19 protein-coding genes are annotated in these 25919 nt (G+C 43.7%); 7 read left to right on the forward strand and 12 right to left on the reverse strand.

Going from position 1 to position 25919, the window contains the following annotated elements; translation table 11 throughout:
• Positions 1-45: 45 nt before the first annotated feature.
• A complete protein-coding gene (locus AC3CID_RS17995; protein ID WP_488519026.1) occupies positions 46-936 on the reverse strand; it encodes a LysR family transcriptional regulator in 891 nt (296 codons plus the stop codon).
• Positions 937-1166: 230 nt separating this feature from the next.
• On the opposite strand from AC3CID_RS17995, the gene AC3CID_RS18000 reads away from it, so the two are divergent.
• The gene (locus AC3CID_RS18000) at positions 1167-2342 is read left to right on the forward strand and encodes an MFS transporter (protein ID WP_054545657.1); all 1176 of its coding nucleotides are present in this window, start codon (positions 1167-1169) and stop codon (positions 2340-2342) included.
• A 254-nt stretch (positions 2343-2596) separates the two neighbouring features.
• On the opposite strand, the gene AC3CID_RS18005 is transcribed toward AC3CID_RS18000, so the two are convergent.
• The 3 genes from AC3CID_RS18005 to AC3CID_RS18015 form a co-directional block, all read right to left on the reverse strand.
• Positions 2597-5353: an immune inhibitor A domain-containing protein gene (locus AC3CID_RS18005; RefSeq protein ID WP_488527822.1), complete on the reverse strand. Its 2757-nt coding sequence runs from the start codon at positions 5351-5353 to the stop codon at positions 2597-2599.
• A gap of 55 nt (positions 5354-5408) precedes the next feature.
• A complete protein-coding gene (locus AC3CID_RS18010) occupies positions 5409-5744 on the reverse strand; it encodes a hypothetical protein (protein WP_054545655.1) in 336 nt (111 codons plus the stop codon).
• Positions 5745-6244: 500 nt separating this feature from the next.
• Positions 6245-7210: a hypothetical protein gene (locus AC3CID_RS18015; RefSeq protein ID WP_171315853.1), complete on the reverse strand. Its 966-nt coding sequence runs from the start codon at positions 7208-7210 to the stop codon at positions 6245-6247.
• 153 nt (positions 7211-7363) lie between these two features.
• On the opposite strand from AC3CID_RS18015, the gene AC3CID_RS18020 reads away from it, so the two are divergent.
• The gene (locus AC3CID_RS18020) at positions 7364-7831 is read left to right on the forward strand and encodes an Lrp/AsnC family transcriptional regulator (protein WP_017086398.1); all 468 of its coding nucleotides are present in this window, start codon (positions 7364-7366) and stop codon (positions 7829-7831) included.
• A gap of 177 nt (positions 7832-8008) precedes the next feature.
• Entirely contained in the window at positions 8009-9571 is a 1563-nt protein-coding gene (locus tag AC3CID_RS18025; protein ID WP_488527823.1) for a methyl-accepting chemotaxis protein, read from the forward strand.
• Positions 9572-9754: 183 nt separating this feature from the next.
• Here the strand turns inward: AC3CID_RS18025 and tkt are convergent, their stop codons facing one another.
• Positions 9755-11746, reverse strand: a complete 1992-nt coding sequence (gene tkt, locus AC3CID_RS18030; protein ID WP_114635098.1) for a transketolase — start codon at positions 11744-11746, stop codon at positions 9755-9757.
• Between the two features lie 90 nt (positions 11747-11836).
• Positions 11837-12787, reverse strand: coding sequence for a transaldolase (gene tal, locus AC3CID_RS18035; protein ID WP_029224345.1), 951 nt, complete (start codon positions 12785-12787; stop codon positions 11837-11839).
• 457 nt (positions 12788-13244) lie between these two features.
• Between tal and AC3CID_RS18040 the strand changes: the two genes are divergently transcribed.
• Positions 13245-14249: a sugar-binding transcriptional regulator gene (locus tag AC3CID_RS18040; RefSeq protein ID WP_171313504.1), complete on the forward strand. Its 1005-nt coding sequence runs from the start codon at positions 13245-13247 to the stop codon at positions 14247-14249.
• Between the two features lie 172 nt (positions 14250-14421).
• Here AC3CID_RS18040 and AC3CID_RS18045 read toward each other — a convergent pair whose 3' ends face one another.
• Positions 14422-15300: a LysR family transcriptional regulator gene (locus tag AC3CID_RS18045; protein WP_488527824.1), complete on the reverse strand. Its 879-nt coding sequence runs from the start codon at positions 15298-15300 to the stop codon at positions 14422-14424.
• Between the two features lie 98 nt (positions 15301-15398).
• On the opposite strand from AC3CID_RS18045, the gene AC3CID_RS18050 reads away from it, so the two are divergent.
• From AC3CID_RS18050 to AC3CID_RS18060, 3 genes are read left to right on the forward strand one after another with little or no spacing between them, the layout of a single operon-like run.
• Positions 15399-16463, forward strand: coding sequence for an HlyD family secretion protein (locus AC3CID_RS18050; RefSeq protein ID WP_488527825.1), 1065 nt, complete (start codon positions 15399-15401; stop codon positions 16461-16463).
• A gap of 9 nt (positions 16464-16472) precedes the next feature.
• On the forward strand, positions 16473-17528 hold the full coding sequence (locus AC3CID_RS18055) for a DUF2955 domain-containing protein (protein ID WP_488527826.1): 1056 nt from the start codon (positions 16473-16475) through the stop codon (positions 17526-17528).
• Positions 17518-18708 carry a patatin-like phospholipase family protein gene (locus AC3CID_RS18060; RefSeq protein WP_488527827.1) on the forward strand — a complete coding sequence of 397 codons (1191 nt, stop codon included), beginning with the start codon at positions 17518-17520 and terminating at the stop codon, positions 18706-18708. The genes AC3CID_RS18055 and AC3CID_RS18060 overlap by 11 nt, the downstream gene beginning before the upstream one ends.
• A gap of 125 nt (positions 18709-18833) precedes the next feature.
• Here AC3CID_RS18060 and AC3CID_RS18065 read toward each other — a convergent pair whose 3' ends face one another.
• The 5 genes from AC3CID_RS18065 to AC3CID_RS18085 form a co-directional block, all read right to left on the reverse strand.
• Positions 18834-21125 carry a putative bifunctional diguanylate cyclase/phosphodiesterase gene (locus AC3CID_RS18065; protein ID WP_488527828.1) on the reverse strand — a complete coding sequence of 764 codons (2292 nt, stop codon included), beginning with the start codon at positions 21123-21125 and terminating at the stop codon, positions 18834-18836.
• 394 nt (positions 21126-21519) lie between these two features.
• A complete protein-coding gene (locus AC3CID_RS18070) occupies positions 21520-22395 on the reverse strand; it encodes a sulfurtransferase (RefSeq protein WP_488527829.1) in 876 nt (291 codons plus the stop codon).
• A 107-nt stretch (positions 22396-22502) separates the two neighbouring features.
• On the reverse strand, positions 22503-22817 hold the full coding sequence (locus AC3CID_RS18075; RefSeq protein WP_428785489.1) for a hypothetical protein: 315 nt from the start codon (positions 22815-22817) through the stop codon (positions 22503-22505).
• A 184-nt stretch (positions 22818-23001) separates the two neighbouring features.
• On the reverse strand, positions 23002-23592 hold the full coding sequence (locus tag AC3CID_RS18080; RefSeq protein ID WP_428785488.1) for a hypothetical protein: 591 nt from the start codon (positions 23590-23592) through the stop codon (positions 23002-23004).
• An 11-nt stretch (positions 23593-23603) separates the two neighbouring features.
• Positions 23604-25739, reverse strand: a complete 2136-nt coding sequence (locus AC3CID_RS18085; protein WP_488527830.1) for an LruC domain-containing protein — start codon at positions 25737-25739, stop codon at positions 23604-23606.
• Positions 25740-25919 lie beyond the last annotated feature (180 nt).

Consider the following 25919-nt stretch of genomic DNA (forward strand, 5'->3'; position numbering starts at 1 on the left):
TTTTAAATTTAATCAACTAATCAACTAATCAACTAATCAACGCTTCTAACCACTCACGTTCTGTTTGATCAGATCGATAACCGTATCGTATCGGTGCGGCAGTTTTCGGTTTCGTTTTTGAACCAGATACAGTATTTCCTCAACCTCTATTTTGGGTGGCACAACGTGCAACTTGTCTCTTTCCGGGAAGTGCTCAACTGCACCTGCCGGTAAGACGGTAAAGCCTAACCCTTTCGATACTGGCAGCAAGATCTGGTGAAGCTGATTGATGTAGCCAGATCTTGGTATTTCATTAACGTTGATGTTCGCGAGATCCTTGTCTCCACACAGATCGAAATACAAAGACAGGTAGTGAGCAGAATCTGGATGCGCAATCAGGCCAATGTCGTGCAGTACTTGTGGAGTTATCTCTAAGTGAGCCAGACTGCTGTGAACGATGAGGCAGAGTGCTTCTTTACCAATGACTTGGCTCTGATAGTAACTGTCGTTTGGGGAGTGCCTAACAATGCCGATATCGGTGGTGCCTTGGATTAGGTCGTTCAATATCTTTTTGTTTGGAGCTGCTTCTAAGTTAATGCTCAGATCTTGGTGTTGCTGCTGAAGTTCAAGAAGCTTGGGATACAGACGTAAAGAGAGTGAACCCGAACAGGATAGATGACATTGCCCAGCATAAGGATTGTCAAAACTCAGAGATTCGAATAAATCTTCTTGGTCTTTTTCTAGCTTGAGCGCATAGCGATAAATAATCCGACCCTGTTCGGTCAGCTCGAAGCTTTTATTTTCTCTCGATAACAGGTCACAATTGCAAGCTTGTTCAAGCTTCTTGATGTGCTGGCTGACCCCTGGTTGTGTCATGTACAACTTTTCTGCGGTTTGGGTGAAATGTCCAACTTCAACCAGAGTCTTAAATGTATTGAGCCAAAGTGGATTAATCATACTCACCTTCAAATGCTAAAGCCTATAAATAATAGAAAATTATTATTATCTTAAGTAATGATAATTTCAACCCTAGGGCGTAAAGCAGCGAAGATCAAAGTATGCTGGATTGAATATTGTTCGAGGCAGAGCCTGCGGTTGTTTGCTGGAGTTCTTTTGAGTAACAAAGTGTTGCGACTTTGTTGATTATTTGGTCTATTGACCCACTGTGCTCATATTTAGGAACGAAGATGAATAGAAATGTTTGGCTGCTCTCACTGTGTCAGGCCTTATTGATGACGGGTAACATATTGTTGATCTCGGTGATTGGTTTGATCGGTAAGCAGATTGCGCCCAGTGTGAGCATGATTACCTTGCCGGTAGCACTGCAGTTTTTGGGTTTAATGGCAGCCACTATTCCTGCATCTTTAATTTCAGGAAAATTAGGACGAAAACGAGGGTTCAGTATCGGTAATGTGGTTGGCATTACAGGGGCGAGCCTTGCAACTTACGCTTTATCTCAGCAAAATTTCTATCTGTTTTGTTTCGCCACGTTCTTACTTGGGATAGGTATTGGTTTTGGTACGCTTTATCGTTTCGCTGCTATCGAAGTGTGTGATGAAAATGCACGACATCGCGCAATTTCTATATCGATGGCTGGTGGCGTTCTTGCTGCAGTACTCGGGCCTAACTTAGCGATCATGTCTCAACAATGGTCAGCAGATGGCTTGTACATTGGTGCTTTTGCTTCTTTGATTGGGTTGAATATTCTTGCGTTACTCATCTTACAAACCATTCAATTTCCTAAAGTCTCTTTTAATAGTCAGGCTCCCAAAGCCGATCCTTTAGGTGTGATCGTTAAAGCACCGAACTTTATTGGTGCGGTCTTTGCAGCCATGGTTGCTTACGCTGTAATGAACATTTTGATGACTGCAACGCCATTGGCAATGATTGGCTGTGGTTTTGACTTTACTAAAGCTGCTGGCGTGATTGAGTGGCACGTGTTGGGGATGTTTGTACCTGCATTTTTTACCGGATCACTTATCGAGAGGTTTGGCTCAAGAATGATGATCTTGGCGGGCGGGATTCTGTTCGTCGTCTGTATCGCGATTAACATTCATGGAGAATCTATTTGGCACTTCAGAGCGGCCTTGGTTGTGCTTGGTGTGGGTTGGAACTTCATGTTTATCGCGGCAACAGGTTTGTTTAGTCAGTCCTACCAATCGCAGAATAAAGCTAAGGCACAAGCGTTTAATGAATTTATTGTCTTTGGCTGTGTGACTATTACAGCGATGCTCTCTGGCTGGCTAGAATCGACAGCAGGGTGGCAGAACCTTAATATCTACGTATTACCATTCGTGTTAGCTGTTATCTTGCTGTTCGCATTTAGTGCTCGTAAATCGCGTATTCAAAAGCAGCCTGTGTAATGGCTCATCGAATAGTGGTTCAGTAAATTCGTTACTGTGATTAGAACCCTAGTATCTCGAACTGCGACCAATAAAAAGCCCTACCAAATCGGTAGGGCTTTTGCTTACGGCTTAAATAATAACGTTTTCTTAAAACTGCTGTCTTGGGTTGATGCCCGATGACAACAGTGCTTAAGCTTGCTTGTAAGTACGCGTGATAGAGCCGCGTACTTATTTTGATGGTCTATCGTTTAAGACCTAAGACCTAAGATGATTTACAGGTCGACTAAAATTGTCTTAGTCGTAATCCCGCCTTGGTCATCGATTATCTTCAGTGTCACTTCGTGCTTTCCGTATGAAGGGAAGATCGAAGTGAATGTGCGACCTCGTTTCACCTTTCCGTTTGGAAGTGTCCACTCGGTATCAACAATACGACCATCACTGTCTGAACTTGTTGACCACATAGTTACCCAACGACCCAAGTGAATGTACTTCGCACTTGCTTCTGGAAGAGCGTTTGGAGATTCAACACTCAACACGGCGCTAAATGAATCGGCAGCGCCTTTGTTGTCGACAACGGTCAAGTTCACCGTGTATTCACCGGCTTGCTCGTAAGACCAAGTTGGTGACATTTCGCTACTTGTTGTGCCGTTGCCAAAGTCCCATAAATAACTGGCGATCTCACCGTCTTGATCAGAACTGAAGTTACGTGCAGAAACGTTCAGGCCAGTAACATTGAGCTCGAAGTTCGCAGTAGGGGCGACGTTGTGTTGGCTTACTTTCGATAAGCGAACCACGCCGTATTCGTTGTTGTCACTCTGATTCACAATATCAACGGCTAAGCCAAACTCCGTGAGGATACGTCCTGAATCAGGCGCTTGTGGAGACGTGTAATCTTGGTCGTCAGAGAAGCTAGCGTTGCCAACCAAACTGGTATCTTCCAGTACATCATTGTCGCTGTTCACAAGACGCATTGGGGTATGATCTTTGAGTGAAAACGCAGCATCACGAACTTGGTAACGAGTTTGAGCGACTTCGCCGGATTTTTCCCAGGTCATGGCATTCTGGTCTGCATCGACCACACCTAACCAGCCTTCACCTGGGTGTTTGCCTACCCAGTTATCAGTCAACGACTCGTCTACGTACCAAATGATTAAACCCGGATCGAATGAGATCAGTTGACCCATGCGTTTGATGTTGGCTAGACCTTCATCAACGTCCATATGGCTGCGCCATTGCAGTAGGTAGTAGTGCTGCGCTTGGTGGAATCCATTACTCAGCTTGTAGCCATTAAGGGCGAAGGTGGAGTTGCTTTCACCATCGTCTATTGAGGTGACTTCACCATCAACGACCACACTGAGGTTATCCAAATAGAAGCCTTCCATCGCCAAGCCACCATCGGTGATGTACTCAAATGACAGTTCTATTTCTTGGCCTACCCATTGTGAAACGTCAAACTCAGCGTCAATCCACCCGCCAGATTCGCCGCCAATAGCAGGGACTAGACCCGTGTTGTATGGGTCATCCATTGAGGTGATGTTGCCTGCGATGGCTTGTCCATTCACGAGTACCCGCGCAAAGTCGTAGTCTTTCTCGATTTGATACCAAGTTTTGAACGAAAGCAGTGCAGAATCACCGGCTGGAATCACCAACTTACGTGTCATGCTGTTTTTCAGGTCATCGCCTTTTTGAGAGTGGAATGAATACTCTCCCTCAAAGGGTTTCAGACTTTCAATTTGCTTTTCAGGAAGATCGACCTTAATCATGTTCGGACGGCTGTTATCCGTTGTTTGGAACAGTGTATAAACTTGTGGGTTGTCTTCTAGGTCATCAATCGAGATTTGATCATCGTTAACCCAGCGACCACCAATCGATTTTTGTAGGAAGTGCTTTGCCCAAGAGCTGAATGCCGTTGGTTGTGTGCCACCAATTTTGCCAGCCCAGCTGCCTGAGGACATGATTGACCAGTAAGATACTGGTTCACCCTTGCCTGTGTATTGTGTGTCGTATTCGTCTGGCAGACCTAAATCATGGCCATACTCGTGAGCACAGACACCCGCTGCCGCGTCAATCGGTTGAATGGTGTAATCAAATGCTGCGTATTGGCCACCAAAGCGGTCAGGAAGAGAGCTAGAGGTGCCTTCAAGCACATGTGTGCGACCAAGGTTGAATCGGTGAGACCAGATAGCATCAGGGCCTAATACGCCACCACCGGCTTCTTCGCCAACAGATGCGTGGAATACCATTAAGTGATCAATTACACCATCGGGTTCACGGAAGTTTCCGTCACCATCGTAATCGTAACGATCTTCAATATCGTAATCGGCTAGGTTGATGCTAGGATCTTGAGCCAGTTGATTCAACGCTTCGCGAACTAGTTCTTGTGCGTTGAGATCGTTGTCGGTCGTCGGGGAGTTACCACCATAGAAAGACGCAGGCTTAGAGGCGCGATACCAACCAGCAGCTTGACCTGCAACGCTGTAACTGTCACCCGATTCGCTTTGGTAATACTGACGCATCGAGATTAGGTTTTCGCCGTTTGGCCCTGTGTAGCCAGAGTTTGAAAACAGCAACTCTTGATAATGTTCTGGGTTGTAGCTCTCGTAGAGCATTTGGGTGTGCTCTTCGGTCAGCTTGTTGTCATCCCAGTTCAAATCAGGGAAATCCACCAATAGAGCGAGTACTTTATCGGTACGCTTGGTGCCGACTTCCAAAGCAAAGACGCTCGCCTTTTTAACGCCAGTTCCTTTCTCAATGGCTTTGAGTATTTTCGCTCGTTGCTCAAGTGCTTTTTTACCGAATTGAGCGTCGCCTTTAAAACCGGAATTGATCTTATTTTTTAAGTAACGGTCAAGTGCGTCGTGTTTTGCCACATCGGTTGCATCTTGGTCGACTAAGCCTTGTCTAACTAGCATTTCAATGAGTTTGTCTTCATTAACAACGCCTAAATCAATAGGTGTTTTTGCATAACTACTGACGCTAAATAGAGTAAGCATTGCTGAAGCCAACAATGTTTTTCTCATCATTTTCATTGTATTTCCTTTTTATATTTCCATGTCGATATCAGTATCAACTGCCTTATTCGAATCAGTTGTCCGAGTCTGGCCTAATACACTCTTGTGGTGTCTTATTTAACTGACGTGTGTTTGCTGTATGTTTCGTACTTTCTATCTCTTTTATACTTTCTATTTCTTTTGTATTGGTTGTCTCTTTTCTATTTTTTGAATCAAACGGAGTGCTCTTTACTTTTTTGGCGTTTAGATAGATACGCAAAGCTTCTTGATTGCCCTCATAGGTTAAGCCTGGGCAGATAACGCCTCCTTCAATCAATGACTTCAGCAATAGTTCGTCGTTCTCAATAGTGGAAGCCTGTGACAGTGAGGAAAAAATGAGAACCATTAAAGCCATTGTTTTGTGTGACATTCTTATACCAAGCCATCAGTTTTGATTATGTAACAAAATATATTTATAAAATTAACCAATCAAATAAATAATCATTACAAATCATTATTCGTTCCGGTTTCAACATTAAGAGTTAATATCAAATAAGGATGGTTATTTATTTTATTGTCAGCTACTTAATGGGTTTTGTTGAATGAATAGTTGATAGTTTGGATTTTTAATAACATTGGTTGGTAAGTGTTTATTATCTTGAGACCGCTTTATACAAGGTGTGGGGTGATAAATAATAAGATACGTGTTTTATTATCTGTGTTTAAAAATTGCATTTAATAATTGAGTGTTTAGTAAATACCCATACTGAAATTATTTTCACTCTAAATATCAATAATTGGGGTGTTGAGAATGATTTTTAGTGTTTCAAGGGCGTGAAATTTAACAATAGCGGAGGTGATAGGAGCACCAAGTCGTAAAAAAGAGCCCGTATTTGAGCTCTTTTCCTTTTATTCTCGTTGGCGATTTACTTATGACTGAGAGACATCACGATAAAAATAACGTTCACAAGTACGTGGATTCATGCGCTTAATGACGTTTGATATTAAGGCGATAACCAGCACTGAGAATACTAACCTTCCCCAAAATATGGTGTAAAAATCAGCCCCAATTAACATGATCAAAAGTGTATCTTCAATCAAACTGTGGAGTAGATTGAGCAGCATGATTGCTGTGAATACATCCCTCGCCGAGATATGTCCCTTTTTAGCTTCATTGATCAATAAGCCGCCGCCAAACGAAAGACCAAGCGTGATTCCAATAATGGTTAGGTTAGTCGCGTCCTTGCTGATTCCGAGTAGTATCAAGAATGGTCTTAACAATATTGCCATGAGCTTTTCAACGCCTAGAATTTTTAAAATCTTGAGTAGCAGTAATAGTGCTGAAATCACCATGAAGATGACGGCAAAGCTTTTTAGCTGCTCAATAGCCCATCCAAGATAGCTCGTGTCTCCAGATACTTCAGGCTGCCAAAGCACGGTTGCTGGGTAGTTGAGCAAATCCCCGTATTGATAACCGAGATTGAGTAACCATGCCAGCACCAAGCTACCACCGACTCTCACTGATAGGGTAGCCAGCCAACTCACACCCGCCTTTTTAGCTATTGCACCCTCAATCGGTAATGAATGCGCTAGTAGCATCATGCTGCCTAAAACCGAGGCTTGAGCAACCGTTAAGGGAGCATCGGAATTAATAAGAATAATCAGCCCCGCATAGATGTTAGTGAGTATGGTTGTTGCCCATACCAAGCCCATTTCTTTCGGTAATCCGACGCTTTCCATTATTGGGCTTAGCCATTCGCTAAGAATTACGACGCCGCCAAGTTCTTCAACGACCTTTATCACGATGATGATTGGAATCATGATTCGGAAAAGAGTCGAGGTGACATCGAAAATCTCTCTGAGGAGTTCTTTAAAAAATTGATAGATTGATTTCATAGTTACGACCATGGTTCGATTGTTTGGAATGAGAAGATCTTACCTTGATTATTGTGATGGTTATTTCAAAATCTATATCAATATTCGACTCCAATTTTTTATTTGTCGTATTATTAGAAATTATTGGTCACGAAATTAGAGCTTTGAGAAATTATGGAAATTGATCGTATAGATAGGAATATTCTCGTTGAACTGCAGAAGAACAACCGAATCCCAAACCTCACATTGGCTGAGATGGTTGGGTTATCGCCTCCGGCTTGCTTAAAGCGAGTGAAACGATTGAGAGAGGAAGGCGTGATTGTGAGTGATGTGTCTATCATCAACCCAGAACTTACAGGCAGTAAGATGACTTTGGTTGTGTCCGTAGAAATGGAACGAGACCGAGGGGATATTTATCAGATCTTTCGCCATTCTATTTCTAAGGCGTCAGAGGTCACGCAGTGCTATCAGATATCGGGCAGCTTTGACTTTATGCTGATTGTGACGGTCAAAGACATTCAAGCCTACGAAGATTTTGTTGAACGAGTACTGCGCAAAGATTTAAACATTCGCAAGTTCCATACCTCTGTTTCTATGAGAACCGTGAAATTTACCACTGCGGTTAACTTAGATGAGTCATGACCGTGAATTTGAGAAGAGAAAAGAAAAGACGTGAAGCTTTGAGCTTTGTGAGGTGTCAGGCGTATTTTTGTATAAATAGCAGGCATTTACATAAAATGTGACGTTCACATTTTGTCATAACTTTAATAATTGTATATATTCCTCGCCTAAAACAATAATTAACAAAAGTTAATATAAATGACTGTCAGTTCATCTTCTCAATCTCGTGAAACGCTTCTAAGCGAAAACGAACAACTTGTCTCGACTACCGACCTTAAAGGTGTGATTACTTACAGTAATGATGCTTTTTGTCGCATCGCAGAATACAGCCAACAAGAATTGCTAGGGCAACACCACAATATCGTGAGGCATAATGATATGCCGAAAGCGGCTTTTGCCGATATGTGGGTTAACCTAAAGCAGGGTAAAGCGTGGCGCGGTATCGTAAAAAATAAAACCCAATCTGGTGGTTACTACTGGGTTGATGCTTACGTTACCCCTATTTATGATGGCGGGAAGGTGAGTGGCTACCAATCGGTTCGTGTTAAGCCTAAAAACGAATGGGTACAAGTCGCGGATAAGGCTTACCAAAGCTTATTGAAGGCAGAGAGATCGGGTCGTCAATGGTCGTTACAGATCAGTGACAGTGTTCGTTACGCAGTGTTACTCGGTTCTATAGCAGCCCCTTTGATTTCAAACCTAATCGAAGTAGGGCAAGTATCGCAATGGTTATTGAGCTTACTTCCTGTTTCCGCATTAGCATTGCTTTTCCGACAAGAGCTCATTGATACTCCATTGCAGTTAAAAAAGCTGCAATCTAAATTCGATAGTGTCAGTCGCCTTGTCTATTCAGGCAATAGTCAGTTCTCTGTTGCCGATTTTCACTTAAAATTATTGTCTGCAAGAATCCGCACGGTACTAGGTCGCATGACAGACTCAGCCAAGCCACTGCAGGATTTGGCGGACAACCTGAATGCCACGTCATTTGAAGTATCTGAAGCTTTAGATCAACAAACAAAAGACATTCTTCAAGTGCGAGAGGCGACTGAAGAGGTTGAAGTCACCGCGAATGAGGTCTCTTCTCGTACAGAAGAAGCGCACCAGATTGTTGATGTAACTTTGCAAACCTGTGCTGGTGCTAAAGAGAGCATTAATCAAACCCATCGAAATTTAGAAAGCTTAGCTTCACAGGCTGAAAAGGCGACTCAAACGACTTACCAATTGAGCGATCAAGCGCAGAGCGTAAGCAAGATAATGGAAGAGATTGGTGGAATCGCCGAACAAACCAATTTGTTGGCACTAAATGCAGCAATTGAAGCGGCTAGAGCGGGCGTGCAAGGACGAGGCTTTGCCGTTGTTGCCGACGAAGTACGTGCGCTATCGGGTCGTACGTCAAAGGCGACGGTTCAGATCAAAGAGAGTATCGACACCATGCTAGCGACGATTGAAGGTTGGCAAAAGGATATTCTGGCGAACCGAGAGCAAACGGACGCGTGTGGCGATGTTGCGAAGGTGAGTGCAGATCGCTTGTCTGAAGTCGAAACTTTAATGCAATCGATGAACGATTTAATGCAGTCGGTTGAAAGCTCCGCGCATAAACAGCGTCAGCTATCGAGTGATGTAAACCTACATATGCAGTCTATCGCGTCTACTGCAGAGCAAAATTTAGTGGCAACGCATTCCGTGAAAGACCACTCCACTGAGCTAAAAGAGCAAGTGAATGAGTTCTATCACTTGGCGAAGCGCTTCGAAGAGAAATAGCTGCCAAATTCAAACCCGAATGAGAAATTAAGAAACAAGAAAGAGCCTTGCGAAGCTAGCAGGGCTTTTTTGTGAGCCAAAAGAACAGATAACAGATTAACAGGCAACAGATACAAAAAAGCCCTACTCAAAAGAGTAGGGCTTTCTATTATGTGCTTAGAAATCAGCTAACGGATTAACAGACTAAGCAAGAATCTCTTTCGCTGTGTTTACTACGTTTTCAGTAGTGAAACCAAACATCTTGAATAGCTCGCCTGCTGGTGCAGATTCGCCGAACGTTGTCATGCCGATGATCTTGCCACCGAAGCCAACGTACTTGTACCAGAAGTCAGCGATGCCAGCTTCTACTGCGATACGTGCTGTTACGTCAGCTGGAAGCACAGACTCACGGTATTCAGCGTCTTGCTTATCGAAAGCGTCAGTTGCAGGCATAGATACTACGCGTACCGCTTTACCTTCAGCTGTTAGTTCAGCAGCAGCGCTAACCGCTAGCTCAACTTCAGAACCCGTTGCAATGATGATTAGCTCTGGCTTGCCAGCACAATCTTTCAGGATGTAACCACCCTTCGCGATGTTTGCTACTTGCTCAGCGTCACGATCTTGTTGCGCAAGGTTTTGACGAGAGAAGATAAGTGCAGAAGGACCATCTTTACGCTCGATTGCCAGTTTCCAAGCAACAGCAGACTCAACTTGGTCACATGGGCGCCATGTGCTCATGTTTGGAGTCAGACGTAGAGAAGCGATCTGTTCAACCGGTTGGTGAGTTGGACCATCTTCGCCAAGACCGATAGAGTCATGTGTGTAAACTTGGATGTTCTGAGTTTTCATCAGAGCAGCCATACGCATTGCGTTACGCGCGTATTCCATGAACATTAGGAACGTTGCGCCGTATGGTACGAAACCACCGTGCAGAGCGATACCGTTCATGATAGCCGTCATACCGAATTCACGTACACCGTAGTGGATGTAGTTACCAGAGAAATCATTTGCTTCAAGAGACTTAGAACCAGACCACATAGTCAGGTTAGAAGGCGCAAGGTCAGCAGAGCCGCCCATGAATTCAGGTAGCATAGCACCGAACGCTTCTAGAGCATTTTGAGATGCTTTACGTGATGCGATGTTTGCTGGGTTAGCTTGAAGGTCAGCAATGATTGCGTTTGCTTTCTCTTCCCATTCAGCAGGAAGATCACCGTTTACGCGGCGTTTGAATTCAGCTGCCAGCTCAGGGTATGCTGCTTCATAAGCTGCAAGTTTCTCGTTCCACGCTGCTTCCTTAGCTGCGCCTGCTTCTTTCGCATCCCACTCTGAGTAAACTTCCGACGGAATTTCAAAAGGACCGTGCTCCCAACCTAGTTGCTTACGAGTTGCTGCGATTTCGTCAGCGCCTAATGGTGCACCGTGACAGTCGTGCGTACCTGCTTTGTTTGGAGAACCAAAGCCGATTACTGTTTTAGTACAGATTAGAGTCGGACGAGGATCCGCTTTAGCTGCTTCGATAGCCGCGTTGATAGCGTCAGCATCGTGACCATCAACCGCTGGGATTACGTGCCAGCCGTAAGCTTCAAAACGCTTAGGTGTATCGTCAGAGAACCAACCTTCAACTTCGCCATCGATAGAGATGCCGTTGTCATCCCAGAAAGCAACCAGCTTACCAAGACCTAGCGTACCCGCTAGAGAACATGCTTCGTGAGAGATACCTTCCATCAGACAGCCATCACCCATGAATGCATAAGTGTAGTGGTCTACGATGTCGTGGCCTTCTTTGTTGAACTGTGCTGCTAGCGCTTTCTCAGCCATCGCCATACCAACAGCGTTAGTGATGCCTTGACCTAGAGGACCAGTCGTTGTTTCGATACCTGGTGCGTAGCCGTACTCTGGGTGACCTGGAGTCTTAGAGTGCAGTTGACGGAAGTTCTTAAGGTCTTCAATTGAAAGCTCGTAACCTGCTAGGTGAAGCAGAGAGTAAATCAGCATAGAGCCGTGGCCGTTAGACAGGATAAAACGGTCGCGGTCAGCCCATTCTGGGTTTGACGGGTTGTGGTTTAGGTGAGAGCGCCAAAGTACTTCAGCGATGTCAGCCATACCCATAGGTGCGCCAGGGTGACCAGAGTTTGCTTGTTGTACGCCGTCCATGCTTAGAGCACGGATCGCGTTAGCTAGATGTTTGCGGTTCATAATTGCTTCCAAAATTGATTCGAAATTAAAAATTCGTGGATAGATGTAAAAGAGGAACGAAATTCGTTCCTCTTATTTATTCGGTAGTGATTACAGCTTAGCTGCGATCATGTCTTCTAGTTTGCCTTGGTCAACGGCGAAGTTGCGGATGCCTTCAGCTAGCTTCTCTACAGCCATTGGGTCTTGGTTGTGATCCCATAGGAACTCAGCGTGAGTCATTGCAGCAGGACGCTCTTTAGTACCGTTAGAGTCGATTAGCTTCTCTACTACTTCGCCTTCAGCTGCTTCTAGGTCAGCTAGAAGTTGAGGAGCGATAGTTAGACGGTCACAGCCAGCAAGTTCAAGGATCTCACCGATGTTACGGAAGCTTGCGCCCATAACAACAGTCTTGTAACCGTGCTCTTTGTAGTAGTTGTAGATGTCTGAAACAGAGATTACGCCTGGATCTTCTGAAGCTTCGAAATCGCGACCTTCTTTCGCTTTGTACCAGTCCATGATGCGACCAACGAAAGGAGAGATTAGGAATACACCCGCTTCAGCACAAGCACGAGCTTGAGCGAAAGAGAATAGAAGCGTTAGGTTACAGTTGATGCCTTCTTTCTCTAGGATTTCAGCAGCACGGATGCCTTCCCAAGTAGAAGCCAGTTTGATAAGGATGCGGTCGTTAGTGATGCCAGCGTCGTTGTACATTTTGATAAGTTGACGAGCTTTAGCAACGCTGCCTTCCATGTCGTAAGAAAGACGAGCATCTACTTCAGTAGAGATACGGCCAGGTACAACGTTAAGGATTTCTTTACCGATGTTCACGTTAAGCATGTCACAAGTATCTTGAACTTGTTGTGCTTTATCAGCGCTTTGCGCTTTAGCGTATTCGATAGAAGCATCGATTAGAGGTGCGTACTCAGCAATTTGAGCGGCTTTAAGAATTAGAGATGGGTTAGTTGTTGCATCTTCCGGAGTGTACTTGCTGATAGCTTCGATATCACCAGTGTCAGCTACAACAGTTGTTAGTTTACGAAGTTGCTCTAATTTATTGCTCATTTTGATCATCCTATGTATCGCAGAACACCCCTTTAATGGGAGGTGTGGGCATTTGCAAGCGAACTAATGAAGTTCCTCATGGTTGTACCAGTGAGCCTAACTTACATTAATTTAAATTTTTCTCCGAACGAACATTTGCAGAGAACATTTGTTCGCTCGATGAGTAAATGATGTAGCCATATTTATCCGATCTAGCCCCAAAGTCAACGGTAAATAGTGCCGTATGGTGACTTCAGTCAAATATATTTCGCTCTAGTAATCATGGGGTATGCAAGCAAACGTTTAACGAACAAAGTGAGGTGAATTAATCAACAACGAAACTATGGTTATGACGCTGAGCAAATGTTCCTTGTTGTTACATATGTTCAGGGTGTAAGCTTGTGTATCACTTACTGAGCTCTCCTATATTAGGAAGTACAGCAGGTAAAATAATTGTTAAATATTGGTTGAGTGGTATATGAGTAAGAATATCCAAGATGTTTCCGAAGAAAACACTGATCTCCTCACTGAAGTAGCGGTTGCTTACTATCAAGATGGTGCCACCCAGGAAGAGATCTCTAAAAAGTTCTCTATCTCTCGTGCAAAGGTTGGTCGAATGCTCAAGCAAGCTCGCGATGAAGGGATTGTCGAGATTACAGTGAAATACCATCCTGTATTCAGTGCGAAGATCGAACAACGTTTGATCGAGCGCTTTGGTGTGAAGCGGGCACTGGTTGCACTAGACCAACCGAATGAAGAGAAGCAACGACTGCAAGTGGCTGGTTTAGTTTCTAACTATCTGACTAGTACATTGAAAAATGGCATGGTGGTAACAGTAGGTCAAGGCCGTAATGTATCGTCAGTGGCGCACCATACTGGCGTGATCACTCCGCGTGATTGCAAGTTTGTGTGTGGTATCGGTGGCATTCACCCAAGAGGCGGCATGTTTAACGCCGACCATATATGCAGACAGTTAGCGAAAAAGTACGGTGGTTCTTCAGAAACCTTGTACGCGCCTGCTTATGCAGAGAATAAAGCGCAAAAAACTGCATTTATGGAAAACAGCACTGTAAAGCAAACGCTCGATCTCGCTCGTAAAGCCGATGTCGCTCTAGTGGGTATTGGTGACATGAGTGAAAATAGTTATATGGTCGACCTAGGTTGGTTTACAGCAGGAGAGGTTGTGCAATCAAGGTTACTTCAAGGTGTCGTAGGTGATTTTGCGGGTTATGACTTTTTCGATGTACATGGTAAAGCAGCAAATACTGTCATGAGTGACCGAGTCATTGGTTTGGCCTTGGAAGAGTTTCGTCCAATTGCTGATGTTATTGCCATCGCCGCTGAGAACAGTAAACCTCTCGCTCTATTAGGCGCACTAAGAACTGGTGTGGTGGATGTAATCGCGACTAGTGTAAGCAATGCATTAACGGTACTTAACCTTGATGAGCAGATGAAGCATGTTGAACTGACTGATAAAAACTAAAGAGCAGACAAAGGAGATACACTTTATTGTCCTATCCCTTGTTGTTCTTACGAAAATGAACTTCATTCGTTGTTAAAACGGGAATCTATCTAGGTTCCCGTTTTGCATTTCTGTTTAGGATTTAGGTATAAGATACTGATAATATTAAATTTATTATAGTCGGGGGTGACCTCTAGCCTATTGAAATACTCTGTTCTAAATTGAGCTTGAATAAGTCGATAAAGGAACGTGTCTTTTTTGATAAAGAATTGGCAGACGGGTAGAGCATGGTTAAGCTCAATTTTGGGAAAACAATATCGGGTAATACATGTACTAGGCTCGAATCGTCAACCGAACGTGTCAGGTATATATCAGGTAGAAAAGCAATACCGCGGTGTTGTAAGGCTAACTTGAGTAAGAGGTTTAGGTCATCAGATTTTAAGTGTATTTTAATGGACTTATCAAGAAAGTCTGCACTGTATCTATTGGATAAAATGCGATGGAGTTTTAGGTCATTTAACGTATCACAGAATGGGTGAGATTCTAGGTATTGTTTGGTTGCTACGAGCCGAGATCCGTACTGCAGTAAGTTAAACTGAATATAACTATCATCAATGACTTCAACAACATTAGGTAGTATTTGTAGATCAAAACCATATCGTTTTAAATCTACACTGTCTTGGTGATTTTCAATTTCTATTTGTACGTTGGGAAATTGTGCTGAGTAGTCATCAATGGTTGAGTTAAAGATGCTTGAGCTCATCAAAGCCGAAGGAATCGCAAGACGTAAAATACCATTAAAATCTCTCTGGCTCTCTTGTAAAGCTTCTACTCCTTGTTCGATATGATAAACCTGCTTAGCCACCAATTCGTAAAAATGTCTCCCAGATTCTGTCAACTCAATATTGCGTGTCGTGCGAATAAGCAACTCTGAACCTAACGAAAATTCTAAAGCTTTTAGGCGACGACTAACCTTGGAACGCTGCATATCGTTTGCTTTAGCTGCAGCACTTATTCCACCATGAAGTACGATTTGTGAAAAAAGTCGGATATCGTCAAAATTTGCTTTCATTGTCCTATTTTTAGCTCAAATGGGGGCTTTTTATGAGCATACCAGAATGACCTTGTTATGACTATAATTGCACAAAATCTCTAGGCTTAGGATAAATCATGCAGCAAAAGCAAGTATTTCAACGCGTCATGAAAATTTTGGGTAGCGTGTTTATTGTCTCGTTTGTGTATTTAATTGTCGCTGATCGTCGAGCTCCTTTTACGACAGAGGGACGTGTTTATGGTCAAGTTGTGCAAGTCGCGCCTGAAGTGACGAGTAAGGTCACCGAAGTCCTCGTCAAAAACAACGAAGCGGTAGAAAGGGACGATATCTTGTTTGTTCTTGACCCTGCTAAATATGTTATAGCACTAGAGCAAGCTGAACTCGCATTGAAAGCAGCCAAAGAGCAAGAAAGATCTCTATACGCTCAAAAGAAGATGGCGATGGCCAGTATCTCCAGAGCTGAAGCAGGCTACGAAAACGCGCGTGCAGATTACCAACGAGTTGCTGAGCTTGCTAAGAGCCAAGCCGTATCAAAATCGAATTTGGATAATGTGTTCAAGCAGTATCAAGTGGCAAGTTCAGTTCTTGAAATTGAGCAACATCATCTTGGTACTTTAGTTGCGCGCTTAGGAGAGCCGGGTATACCAATAACAGATGTATTGTTAGCTGAAAACCGTGTAAGACAAGCAAAGCTTGATTTGACTAATACGACGGTACGTTCACAAAGTGCTGGGGTAGTGACTAACTTGCGTTTAGAAGTTGGCGCAATGGCCAACGCGAATATGCCGCTGATTACCTTAATCTCTGACGGTTCTATGTGGGTCGCTGCAGACTTCAGAGAGAAGTCAGTCGCTCACGTACAAGAACGTTATCGAGCGTTGGTTACGTTTGATGCTCATCCCGGGAAGATCTTTGACTACAGCGTCGCGAGTCGAGACCTAGGTGTCGCTTCTGGACACCAAAATCCAAATGGTACTTTGACTCAGATTGAAGGGAACAACCGTTGGGTACGAGATGCACAGCGCACTCGAATTAATCTACAAAGCGATGATGCATTACCAAGCCCGTTATTCGTAGGTTCGCGCGCAACGCTCGCTTTATATTCAAACGACAACCGTTTTTGGCGATTCGTAGCAAAAACGCGTATCCGTTTTATTAGTTGGTTTCATTTCATCTATTAGGCGGTTGCGATGAAGACACTTCGAATATGGTTTGGTTGTTCTTTTGGTCTGGCTGTTAGTATGGCCATGGGTTGGGAGCTGGGTTTCTTGGCAATTTTGCTGCCTCTTTTTGTCCTTAGCATCAGCGATAGCTTGAACTTACCATTGTTACTAATCATTTTCGTCAGTGCTATTTGGTCAATCATTCAGGCCAATGTGTTGTGGGGAGTCTTAGGTAGCTATCCCCTTATTTTACTGACTGCTGTGGCCTTGATGTTCTTGTTTAAATGTATCGCCATGACAAAAAAGCAGACCTTTATCGTTGGTTATATGGGCTTAATTGTTGTCTCTATATTACTGCATCTAAGTAGCTATGACTTTATCGATGTCGAGCAGATCTCTATTACCATTGGGGTTTATTGCTTATTGAATATTGTTATCTGTTCAATAGCGTATTGGCTCTTTCCTGCTCCGGTTTGTGATGAGCAATATCAGCAACGGCAAGAGGTACATCAACAACAGCAAGATCAACAAAAGCAACCCACTAATAATCTGAAAGGTGAGGTAGAACTCCCCATTCAATATGACGTCACGCAAATCATGGTGATTTGGGTTGTCGTGATGCTATCTTTTATTGTTTTCCAAGTCGTCGATCTGTATGACTCATCAGCGGCTTACGCGTCAATATTGGTGATTTTGGCCCCTTTAACTTGTGCTGGCGCGGTCGATATGGCCAAAGTGAGAGTGATTGGCACTGCCGCAGGATGTGCTGCAGGCTTAGGGGTGCAGTTAACATTAGGGCAATGGTACGTAAATGCATTTTTATACTGGCTTTTATTCACGATTGCGATGGGACCATTTTGTTATTGGCACACACAAGGCAAGCTCAAGTCGGCCTTAGCATCTTCTGCGATGGCTTCATTAACGGTGCCGTTGACAACCGTGCTTATTCCCGGTGAACAAGATGCCTTTTTCTCGATTTTATATCGATTTAGCTCTATTTTTATCGCAGTAGTGATCAGCGCTCTATTTATCTTATTGATGCAGAAAATACTCGAGTATAAGGTGGTAAATCGTGCTGTATAAGCCGCCTGAAAGAGACACAGCATTGATGACACCAAAACCTGCGTTGTTCATTATCGTAATATTCGTGTTGTTGGTATCGGGTTGCGCCTATACACCTGAACGTAACGTCTTATTAAATTCCGAGCAGTTAAACCCCTTAGACACGCCGGGTTTGAGGTTTTGGGATGAGTCCGTTATCTCGACTGATAATTACGACTTTAGTCACGTTATAGAATCTCTTGTTGAGCACAGTAACAAGTCCGGGCAGGTAAACCATCTTGCGCTGTCAGGGGGTGGGTTTAATGGGGCTTTCTCCGCGGGCGTTTTGAACGCATGGAGTGAGAGTGGAACTCGACCCGAATTTGATGTTGTTACAGGGGTATCAACGGGTGCGATTGTGTCGATATTTGCATTTTTAGGCAGTGAATACGATCAAAAACTGAAGGGTTACTATACGCGAACGACAGCCGATGAAATGTTTAAACGTAACTCAATTTTTCAGTTACCTTTTCGAAATTCAATGGTGGATGTTAGTGGTTTTGAATTCAAAGTCCGTGATGCTGTCGACGCTATAATGGTCAATCAACTTGCTGTTGAGAGAAGCAAAGGGCGGATATTACTTATCGCGACAACAAGCTTAGACAATGAAAAAATGGCGATTTGGGACGTTGGAAAAATTGCCCAGATCGGAACGCCTCAAGCCCAACAGTTGATACAAGATATCATTATTGCGAGCAGTGCCGTTCCTGGGCTATTCCCCGCCACTCGAATTACATTGCCATATCGAGGGGGAACGGTCGATGAACTGCATGTGGATGGAGGTGTTTCAAGGCAAGTCTTTCTTATTCCACAGGGTTTCCAAAAAACCTTTGTTCCCAAAAATATAGAAAAGAACATTTACGTTATACGTAATGGTTTTCTTAAACCTGAGTTTGAAGAGATAGAGAATGGCTTAACATCAGTTTCTTATCGTGCGCTATCGATATTGATTCGTCGTCAAAGTATCGGTGATATTGAGCATATTTATAACTACAGTGAGCGTAACCAAATTGGTTTTAATCTTGCCTATATCGATGATGATTTTTCGAAGGATGATCTCAGTTCATTCAGTTTAGAGTATGTGCAGAAATTGTATGACTATGGGTATCAAAAAACGCTAGATAGTGACTTATGGCGTAGAAACTTACCGGATCCAGGTTGAGTTATATTTGAGTACCTCCATGCTTTTGAGGGGGCATGGCAGTAAGTTCACTTTCTTGGTTCATTAGACTCTGAGGTCGCAATAGCCAGGGGTAGAGATAGTGGTGCTATTGGTTAACTTGCGGTTTATGCCAGTTCGACTTCCTTGACTGAGGCTGGAGATAAAAATTCGTACAACTCATCGTAAGGAATAGGTCGCGAGAAGTAATAGCCTTGCATTAAATCGCACCCACATGCCTTTAGAATAGAGAAGTGTTCGTTGGACTCTACGCCCTCGGCTAATACCACCATGCCGAAGTTTTTGCCGATCGCAATTATGTTTTGAACCATCGTAAGTGATTGTTGGTCAACCGCAATGCTATCAATAAAGCTCTTATCAATTTTAAGTTCATCGATAGGGAGTGCTTTCAACATACTCAATGATGAGTAACCAGTACCGAAGTCATCCAAAGAGATCTTTATCTCTTTCTCTTTGAGATCTTCGAAAATGGGTTTTACTAAGGTTACATCTTCAATGAACAGGCTTTCGGTGATCTCCAATGTCAGACAGTTTGCCGAAAACTGATACTTTTCTAGTGTAGCGAACAAGTGTTCAGAGAACGATTTATGAGAAAATTGGCGAACGGATATGTTAATCGACAATCCGATTTTTTGTTCTGTGGTTCTATGTAAATGCGCGATTTGCATGACACTGGATTCAATGATGAAAGCGCCCAGTTTTTGCATTAAGCCAGTGCTTTCAGCCACCGGTATAAAGACATCTGGCGGAACGAAACCCAGCTCGTCATCAATCCAGCGAACGAGTGCTTCTACACCGTGAATACTTTCATCAGCACGGACCAGTGGTTGGAAAACCATGAACAGAGTTTGTTTTTCGATCGCGATACGTAGCCTCTGTTCTACTTTCATTTTGTAGAGGTGAGCGTCTTGCATTTCTGTTGTAAAAATACTGTACGAGTTTTGCTGCTGCTTCGCTTTGTACATTGAAATGTCGGCAGAGCGTAACAGGCTATCTAAATCTTTTCCGTGTTCAGGAAAACGTGCTACGCCAATGCTGCAACCTAACAAGAACTGCGCGCTTTCGACTTCATAAGGTTGAGACAGCACTTCAATAATCCGCTTGGCGAGTCGTTTAATTTCAACTTCATTCGATAAAGGCGTTAAGAATAAAAACTCATCACTGGATTCCCGCACTAAAAGGCTGACTCGAGAGCGGAATCTCATCAAACGTAAAGCGATTTGCTTGAGCACCTTGTCACCGAAGTCGTGCCCGTGGGTATCGTTGACGCATTTAAAGTTATCGATATCGATAAACAACAGTGAAAACGGTTCTGACTCATCTTCAATCCATTTACCAATGTTTCTACGCATGTATAAACGGTTGGGTAGAGAGGTTAACGGGTCATGATTCGCTTGGTAGATGAGTTGGCTTCGAGTGCGTTGTTCGTTCTTGGCAATCGATTTTACTAAAAAGTAGAAACCAAATTGAAGAAAAATAAAGGCAACAAAAAGAATGCCAAACTCTTTTACGAATATGCCATCGACGTGCGATAGGTCTGTACGGCCGACAACCCAAAGCTTGTAGTCTGGAATGTATTTAGCGCTAACGAGCGAGTGGTATGTGTCGTCACTGATACTGAAAGAGTACGTGTCTTTACCTGTTTTTGCTTCTTTGACACTGACATTCACTTGTTCTAAAAAATTTTTGGTAATGCGCTTCATCAGGTCGTTAGCAACAGGTTTCAAATAGGCGTCAAGAGATTCGATGTCGCTAGAAAAGAACTGACGATAGTTGTCTGTTCTAAGCAAGGTTAACGTGTTGTAGCTACCTGCGTGTGCGTTGCTTTCAAATACGATCGTACTGTCCAAACGCAAACCCGCAGTCATGACTGCATCGACGTGCTTGCCATCGATTGAAATCGACTTTCTTAGCGGAATTACTAGGCTGTTAAGTGAGTCCTGGAAATAGGTACGTCCCAACACCATTTTTTCGCTAGACATGGCCTCGAGAAATGAATCTCTGGTGTATGAGTCGTTAAGCAAATTATGCTGATCGGATAGCTGTAGGTTCGAGCTAATTGCAAGGTAATCACCTTCAGGATTAAGTAACCCAAATGCGGCTATCGCGGGGTGAGTATCAAGTAGCTTATCTAATATTGGTCGAATCTGGATAGAAGCCGTGCGAGTAAAGTCAGATTGTTGGGCTAACTGGTGCCCAACAACTTCAAGTAGTGCTTCTTGGCTGGTCATCAGCGAGCTAACAGAGCTAGAAAAAAGTTCTACCTGAATGTGCTGTTGCTCCGTGAAATCGTCTCTGTTTGCTTGCCACTTACTTATGCCCAACACAGCGAAAAGTATCAGGGTAAGCAGTACGATCAGAACATACAGCGACCAGATATTTTTCTTAAATAGAGCCATGAGATGCCTTTTGTTAATTACTACTTAAACAGAGAGCAAGTGACAAACTAGTGGATTGTCAGCGTGATTCATGCAACGAAGGATACAAATATCAATAATGAAAGTATTAATGATTAAATAGTGTAACGACTACGAGCAGAGATTCTTGAGCGAAATATTAGTATTCAGAATTTTGATGACGAATAACCCATGGTTAATCACAGTTTATAGTTAGCAAACAGTCGTCGTTTATAGCAGTAACGCTAATCGAGCTCTGGCTTCAAGCGGAGGTAGCCGTTAGCTACATAGTAAAAAGCTTACTCCATGAGGTTTTATTCTCACGGTGAATAAGCTTCTTATGCACATGATGCACGCTATGTCAGTAAGATTAACAGTAGCACTGAGTGAAGTTGAATTACTTTTTAGTCACGGCGATAGGGAGTTTGTCGTTAGCGCCCCATTCAGTCCATGAGCCATCGTAAACCCCCATTTCACCTGAGTAACCAGCAAGTTTAGCCGCTAATAAAATGATACAAGCGGTCACACCAGAACCACAGCTGAAGAACATGGGTTGAGAAGGGTTTAAGTCTAACGTTGAAAAGATGTCGATAAGCTCGTTCTTAGACTTCAACTTACTTGCATTTAATACTTGTGCAAATGGCAGGCAAACCGAGTTAGGAATGTGGCCGCTGCGTAAGCCTTCACGTGGCTCGGGCACTTCAGAATCGAAACGTGCTTGTGATCGTGCATCTACAATGTTTGCGCTCTTGTCAGTTGAGTAACTTTCAATCTGATGAGCACTTACAAAATAGTTGTCTTGAATATTGCCTTCAAAGTTGCCCGTTTTCACTTCGGTTCGATAGTCAGTCTCTGTCGCGTAACCGGCTTCGATCCACGCTGGTAAACCACCATCTAAGATGTATACATTGTTGTGTCCCATTGCCATAAACATCCACCACGCACGGGGCGAAGCGAAGGTTCCGGCGTTATCGTAAACCACAATCGTACTGTCTTGATTGATGCCAATTTCTTGTGCACGTATGTTGAAGTGTTTTTCTGTCGGGAACATGTGAGGAAGCAGAGTGTGCTTATTACAAAAGTCTTTGTCGTAATCAAAACGAATCGCACCAGGAATCATTTGTCCTTTGATCTTTTCTGATTCACTTGGAATTTGAAACTCGATACTGGCGTCTAAGATGATTAGGTCGCTTTTTAGCGGATGACTTTCTAGCGAATGGTTTTCTAGCAAACGTTGTTGAAGTTGTTCTGGTGAGATGAGTGGCTGATTCATTATTGTTATATCCATTCTTGTTGTTATAGCTATTGCGGAAGTTATACAGATTCGTGTTGATACATCGATTAGTGCCGTTATATCGATTCGTCTCGTTATATCGACGACTAAGGCGCAGTCCGGCAGTGGATGAACTGATAACTGCTTTGTCCGGTTATTTGATTGTTTAATGTATCAAGCGCGACCACAGAATCAAGAGGGCAGTCTGTTGTTGGTGGAATGGAAACGCGAAATATTTGGTTGTCTTGAGTTTCAACTGTGAGGTAGCGCCTATGTCCGTCTAGAGATTGAGTGAGAGTATTAGAAATCACTTTGGCTTGAATACGTTGCCCTGTCTCTGAGGTCAAAGGTAAGTAGGTGAGAGCCAACAGCACACCGACACCACACATTAAGATAAATAGACCTATTTTTAACTGTTTCATGAGAGTAAGTCTTTGAAGGTAATCTTGAAAAGATAAGTCAGATTGGCAGTAAAGTGAATGTAATCAATCAGAAAGTTTGAGTGGCTATCCATTCTTATACGATCAAAAAGTGAGCATCGCTGCTCACTTTGGATTGATACAGAATCAGTTTTTCATCTGTTTACGACCAAACTGTCTCCGCCGATTACCAAACGATCTGGGAATCACTACTTGATACCACTTGTTGTAATGGCGGTTGACCATCATAAAACCAAATTTCGACTAACAATGAGTCGTGATTGACTGGAGCCGTAAAGTTAGACGCGAAGACTCCGTTGTTTAATGAGCCAGCAATCACTTTACTGGAGTAATCTGGCTTCAAGGTTGAGTCATCTCTTGTACTAAAACGGCTGTAGACGGTCACAAAAGAACGGTCTGTTGAAATGCTGCTGATGTCGATGTCGAGATCAAACTGTTCAACAGAGTCATAATTGAATCCGTCAGGTACAACTAAATCCTCCATGGTGTAACCTTGTGCAGTCACTGTACTGACCGGAGTCGACGGTGTTGCAGGTGTCGTGGGTGTAGATGTCGATGGAGTAGATGCACTGCCGCCACCACCACCACCGCCACCACCCCCACAACCGACTAATACTAATGGCGCTGAAGCTAAAATAACGGCTAGTGACTTTTTCATGTTCCAAGTGCTTTGTACAGACATACGTTTTTCCTCAGAGAAATTGCGACTTGAATCAACGCAATGATTGTCTCGATATTGTTTAGTGTGAATAGTCATAACGTCTCTCCTTATGGTTCGTAACGTTGGTTGTCTGCAGGTGATTGATACCATGTTTGGTTCGTCTCACCGCCGGATTCTGCGTATTGTTTAAACTCTGGGTAAGCGGTAACAATATCGACGTACTCTAGAGGCCACTCCCATTCGTCATCCGATGTCACTATTAGCGCCCAAGGGTGGTTCTCTGCTGTTTTGAAGTATTTACCTGTTGATGGATTGCTGTCATCAACGCCTAATCCAGCTTCAAAGAGGTTAGTGGTATCAAATGCCTCGGTTGGAGCTTGGTCTGGCAAGTGAACCTCCCAGCTGCGCCCTGGATGTAGAGGTAGGTTTTCACCGTGATAATACCCAGGCGTTGCAAAAATGAACGGGTCGTAAGGCATATCGGTCCAACTGCCAGTACTCACACCGTCACCGGCTAAAGTAATACCAATTTGGAATGAGAACTGCTCATCCTCTTTACATCCATTACTGGTGCGGTAGAAGGTACAGCCAGTGCTGATTTTTTCTGTCAGGTCATTGGCGATAACAAAGATTGCTTCGCTACGTCCATCTTCTAGGTCAAGGTCAGTGAATACACCGTTGTGTTTCATGTAAGAGCTACCACTACTCACCAAGCTCGGGTCTAGGTTAGGAAGTCGAACAGCAAAACCATTTCTGTACGATGCCCCGACAGCAGCTAAGCGTCCGTCGATGGTGGATTTAACGACCTTTCCATCTTTAAGGATCTCGGTAATGCGATACATAAGAACAGCATCGTTCATGTCGTAATCTGCTTTATATGGCCAGTTATCTTCGTACGCGAGCGTTGCGTAGCCAGAAGCACTTGGGAAGTAACGAGCGGTGGCACCATCGTTAAGGACATCGACTTGAATATCGACCACCTCACCAGAGGTTGAACCGCCAAAATAACTTAGGTTGGTTTGTTGGCTGAATCTAAATCTAGCCCACGTAGTACCGGTTAGTGCGTTGATATCAACATTAAGGAACAGATCGTTTTCACCAGCATCGAGCGCGTAATCTGTAAACACTTGCTCGTTGGCGCCATCGAAGCTGCCATCTTGGTTCCAGTCTATCCAAGCTGAAAGGTAACCGGTTGTTGAAGCTTCAATAACCACCTTCGAATCAAGCCCGGCTTCAAGCGCAGTAACAAAACCGATACCGCCGTTTGCCCACTCATCATCAATGCCAACACTTTCATCCGACTGCGGAGTTACATAGCCATCAAGATCGGCGTCGGGCGCATCTGTACCTAACCAAGTCACCCCATCCAGTTCATGTCGAGGGCCGTTGCTTGCTAATAATGTTAGGTATGTATCTGGAGCGTCACCGAAGTCGATGTTGGAATCTTCATCAACAACAGGCGCATTCGCACAACGAGCGCCGTCATTTTGACCAGAAGCTGGGCCATTCGATACAAATTCAACAGCTGGAACAATCCCTGCTGCGATATTGGTCGCGTTGTCGGGAGATAGGTTGATTCGGTAGATTTTCCCGTCTTGATTTCGAGATACGTAGTAATAGCCGTTTACATCGAAATAACCCGCACCGAATGTGCCTGTTTCTCCGGTGTCACCGATGTAGGTTTCTGCACCAGTTGTAGGGTTGAAGCTGTATAAGCCACCCGAATCGTTATCAATACCATACAAAGAACCGTCACTTGGATGGAAGGCGAAATCAGTCAGTTTTACGGTTGCCGGGCTCCCAGCTATTTTGTTAACTGTAACAGTCGCGCTTGGGTCGGCGTCTAACGGCGATAGGTTAACGGTGAATAAGCCTTTCCCGGTGCGGTAAAGGTAGTAAACGTGATCATATACGTCACCGACATAGAAAGTGTGATCGGTTGGTAAGCCGCTCGTATTGATAACTTCTGCTTGGAAGTCTTTGCCAAGACGCACTAAGCGTTTGTTGGTGGTGTCGTAGCCATAAATATATCTGTCTTCGAAATCGAAACCGACGCCGTTGATGTTGGCATTCATACCCGTATCGTCTTCCAACAGGGTGGTTGAACCTGTCACTAGATTTACACCCCAAACCTCGACGGGTTTAGACTGAAAGAGGTAAGCCTGACTGGGGCAAGTGTCGAATGGTGTTGCGTTGGCGACTAGAGGCGCACTTAATAGCAAACTTAACGTTGTAATTCTCATATCTACATCCTTGTGATGGAAGGTACAGATACTTTTACAAGTTACGTGCCAATTTTAACTTGTTGATTTTTAGTGTTTTTATTTTTTTGTTTTTAGGTTTGTCATTGTATTCTCAAAATGAGAACTCAAATGAAACTAATTTCTCATAGAGTATTTCAAATTGATAAAGCGATTTGAAAC

This window comes from Vibrio sp. QJM3NY_21 (assembly GCF_057785975.1).